General features: G+C 32.6%; 3 protein-coding genes and 1 rRNA gene. All 4 read left to right on the top strand.

Annotation, left to right across the window (positions count from 1 at the left end; all coding sequences use genetic code 11):
- Nucleotides 1–199: 199 nt before the first annotated feature.
- On the top strand, nt 200–1,954 hold the full coding sequence (locus tag AN960_RS06270) for an ABC transporter ATP-binding protein (RefSeq protein WP_056468425.1): 1,755 nt from the start codon (nt 200–202) through the stop codon (nt 1,952–1,954).
- 23 nt (nt 1,955–1,977) lie between these two features.
- Nucleotides 1,978–2,652 (top strand): response regulator, encoded by a 675-nt coding sequence (locus tag AN960_RS06265; RefSeq protein ID WP_056468422.1) that lies wholly within the window; start codon nt 1,978–1,980, stop codon nt 2,650–2,652.
- Nucleotides 2,649–3,716 (top strand): HAMP domain-containing sensor histidine kinase, encoded by a 1,068-nt coding sequence (locus AN960_RS06260; protein WP_056468418.1) that lies wholly within the window; start codon nt 2,649–2,651, stop codon nt 3,714–3,716. The genes AN960_RS06265 and AN960_RS06260 overlap by 4 nt, the downstream gene beginning before the upstream one ends.
- A gap of 318 nt (nt 3,717–4,034) precedes the next feature.
- Nucleotides 4,035–4,289 (top strand): 16S ribosomal RNA (locus AN960_RS06255); the annotation flags it as partial.

Here is a 4,289-nt window from a genome sequence, read left to right as displayed (position 1 = left end):
AGTTGGGGGTTTCCCCCTGTGAGAGTAGAACGTCGCCTGGTAACCAAAAACATCAGCTATTAGGCTGATGTTTTTTTTGCGTTATAAAAGATAATATTTAAGAGGAATAATACAGTTTAGTTCATTCTTTATTCATATTTTAGTTGTAAATTTTAAAGGTAAAGTAGATAAAAAAATAGTAAGTGTAAGGAGTAAAGATATGAGAGAAGAAACTAATTCAAATAAAAAAAGTGACTGGAGAAATTTTATCTCTTTAATTAAGAATGCAAACCCGCCTAAATGGTTATTTGCAATAGGCGTATTATTAAGCGTAGCCACTACTTTAGTCGGGTTACTATTACCTTTACTAACAAAGAAATTTGTAGATGGTTTTTCATTAGCATCCTTAAGTGCAGGACAAATAGCGGTTTTTGTTGCGGTACTAGTCATACAGGCCATTTCATCAGCAGCTTCTATCTATCTGCTTAGTCGAGTGGGAAATACAGTTGTTGCCAATGTAAGACACAGATTGTGGAAGAAAATGATAGTACTTCCAATATTTTATTTCGATGAGACTCAGACTGGAGATAATGTTAGTCGTGTTACGAATGACACAGCAATTTTAAAAGGGTTAATAACAGAACATATAACAAACTTTTTAACAGGAATCATTTCAATTATTGGATCTTTTATATTACTACTAGTATTAGATTGGAGAATGACATTAGTAACTTTTAGTATTATACCTGTTATTGCTTTAATATTTATCCCTATTGGAAAACAAATGTCAAAATTATCAAAAGCAACTCAAGATGAAACGGCAAAATTCACTTCATTAATAAGCCAAGTTTTTTCGGAGATTAGATTAGTAAAAGTTTCGAATGCAGAAAGTACTGAAATTACAAATGGAAACAAGGGAATTAATAATTTATTATCTTTCGGTATTAAGGAAGGGAAATTACATTCTCTAATTGGACCAATTGTTTCCTTTGTATTGATGCTTATTTTAGTAGTTATTATTGGATATGGCGGGGTTAGGGTCTCGTCAGGTGCAATAACTGCAGGGGCATTAGTAGCTTATATACTATATTTATTTCAAATTATCTTCCCAGTGACACAAATTACACATTTCTTTACTGAGCTTCAAAAAACAAAAGGTGCTACAGAAAGAATGATTAGTATATTAGAACTAGAAGAAGAAGATTATCAAGTTGGAAAAGATGAAGTTGATATGAATTTACCAATTAATATTAATAAGTTACATTTTGCATATAAGGAAGAAGAGATGTTAACAAACCTTAATTTTGTGATTCCTCCAGGTAAAGTAACAGCTATTGTAGGGCCAAGTGGCAGTGGAAAGACAACTTTATTTTCACTCATTGAACGATTTTATCCTCCAAAAAATGGAGAGATAACAATTGGAAATAATCCAATTAATAGTTTCAATTTAGAGAGCTGGAGAAAACAAATAGGTTATGTTGCACAAGAAAGTCCTCTAATTGTCGGTACAATTAGAGATAACATTTGCTATGGAATTAAAAGGGATATATCTGATCAAGAATTGGCTTATGTATCGGGTATGGCATATGTTGATCAATTTGTTAATGACTTACCTGAAGGTTTTAATACAGAGGTTGGAGAAAGAGGTATAAAACTATCTGGTGGTCAAAGACAACGAATAGGTATTGCGAGGGCTTTATTAAGAAACCCTAAATTATTAATGTTGGATGAGGCAACTTCCAATCTTGATAGTAGGTCCGAATTAGTTGTACAAAATGCACTTTCCAATTTAATGAAAGGGAGAACTACTTTAATTATTGCTCATCGTCTTTCAACAGTTATAGATGCGGATCAAATTGTATTTTTAGATAAAGGGAAAATAACTGGTATTGGAACACATGATGAATTATATAGTAATCATTTAATGTACAGAGAATTTGCAGATCAGCAATTAAGGGTAAACAGTGCGGTGTAATTAAATTGAAGGAAGGTGTCTTTATGGCTAGTATTTTAATCGTAGACGATGATCCACATATTCGAAAACTATTAAATGTTTTACTTCGTGATGAGGGGTTTACTGTTTTTGAGGCTACAAATGGTATTGAAGCAATTAGTGTTTTTGAAGATAAGAAAATAGATATGTTAATGATAGATTTAATGATGCCTAAAATGGACGGATTCGAGCTTTGTCGAGAAATACGCAATGAATATGATCTTCCTATAATTATGTTAACCGCAAAAGGTGAAACCGAACAGAAAGTTAGAGGGTTTAAATTAGGGACCGATGACTATATCGTAAAACCATTTGAACCAGTCGAATTGGTTGTTCGAGTAAAAGCTTTGTTAAGAAGATCAAAAATATCTTCATCTAAAATTGTTCAAATAGGAAATTTAACAATAGACCACGGTAATTACAAAGTACTAAATGATCACCAAGTAATCAATATGCCATTGAAAGAGTTAGAGCTTTTATTTACTTTAGCGAGCTCTTTAGGAAGGACTTATTCTAGGGAACAATTAATTGAAAACATTTGGGGATTCGATTATGCAGGGGATGAAAGAACTGTAGATGTTCATATAAAGCGATTGAGGGAAAGATTTCCCGAGAAAGAATTTGGTTTTAAAATTTCTACTGTATGGGGATTAGGGTATCGAATGGAGCTATTAAAGTGAAGGTACTGAAAAAGATTAGAGATGTTATAGGAGCTATATTATTATTAACGACTGCAATAACAATTGGAAGCGTAATTGTTCACTATTCTACTAATTACTTTTATGAACATCAGCTCACTAATTTATCAGATTTAACGAAACAAATCATAAATACTTTTTTAACCTTTCTATTATTAATGCTCGGAGGAGCCGTATTTGGTAGAATGTTTCATCATCCAAAGCAAATGAAAATGGTAAAAGAAATAATGCAGGCAATTCGAAGTATTTCAAGGGGAGAGTTTAAAGTATCAGTAGATCTTGAAAAGTTCAGGAATGCATTTGGTGGTGAAATAGGAGAGATAATAGACAGCTTTAACCATATGGCAAAGAATTTAGATCAAATGGAATACATGCGACAAGAGTTTATATCTAACGTTTCACATGAAATTCAATCGCCCTTAACATCTATTAAAGGTTTTGCTAAAGTATTACAAAATGAAAAATTACCGTTAGAAGAGCGAGAGCAATATTTAAATATAATTGAGTATGAAAGTACAAGATTATCGAAGCTTAGCGATAATCTTCTAAAGCTAACTTCACTAGAATCACAAAGCCAGCCAATAGAAAAGAACAGTTTTTCGTTAAATAGCCAACTTATGTACTCATTGTTAAGCTGCGAACCCCAGATACTAGAAAAAAAAATCAATATGCATGTTGATCTTGGTAAAATTGACTTTATTGGAGATGAGGCTCTTTTAAATCAGGTTTGGATGAATTTAATTACAAACAGTATAAAGTTTACTCCTAACGATGGGGATCTATTTATCTCTGCTATACAAGATAGTGACAAGGTAGTTATACAAATTCAAGATACTGGAATAGGTATTTCTGAAGAAGATCAAGTGCATATATTTGAAAGATTTTATAAAGCAGATAAATCAAGAGACAGGACAACTAGTGGAAATGGATTAGGTTTATCAATCGTAAAGAAAATTGTCGATATGCACAATGGAATTGTTTATGTAAAAAGTGAGATCGGTAAAGGGTCACTATTTGTAGTTGAATTACCTGTAATAGCAGAGTAATGGTTTTTCATTGTAGTAAATAGAGTTTAGTAAAGTTAACTACTCTTTTTCTATAATGAAAAACATTATCTTTTTTTTATTAAAAAGTTATTGCAATCATAAAAGCATCATGGTATATTATTAAACGTTGTCACATTAAACCAATAAATGAGGCAAGAAAATAATATAAAAAAGTTGTTGACTAAACAAATTTGAATATGTTATTATAATATAAGTCGCTAAGAGATAAAGCGATAAAGTGAACTTTGAAAACTAAACAAAACATGAAGTAAACGTCAATTATTAGTTTTTTGAGCAATACAAGATTTAAACTTAACTTTTATGGAGAGTTTGATCCTGGCTCAGGACGAACGCTGGCGGCGTGCCTAATACATGCAAGTCGAGCGGACTAATGGGAGCTTGCTCCNGGGAAACCGGAGCTAATACCGGATGACATAAAGGAACTCCTGTTCCTTTATTGAAAGATGGCTTTTAGCTATCACTTATAGATGGGCCTGCGGCGCATTAGCTAGTTGGTGAGGTAACGGCTCACCAAGGCGACGATGCGTAGCCGACCTGAGAGGGTGATCGGCC

This window comes from Bacillus sp. FJAT-25509 (assembly GCF_001420605.1).
Classification (GTDB): Bacteria; Bacillota; Bacilli; order Bacillales; family Bacillaceae_G; genus Gottfriedia.
Note: the sequence above shows the minus strand (reverse complement) of the source record. Positions and strands in the feature narration are given on the sequence as shown.

What these genes read in the sequence shown, in the direction of transcription:
- AN960_RS06270 (WP_056468425.1), top strand. Translation starts at nt 200, where the DNA reads ATGAGAGAAGAAACTAATTCAAATAAAAAAAGTGACTGGAGAAATTTT.
- AN960_RS06265 (WP_056468422.1), top strand. Translation starts at nt 1,978, where the DNA reads ATGGCTAGTATTTTAATCGTAGACGATGATCCACATATTCGAAAACTA.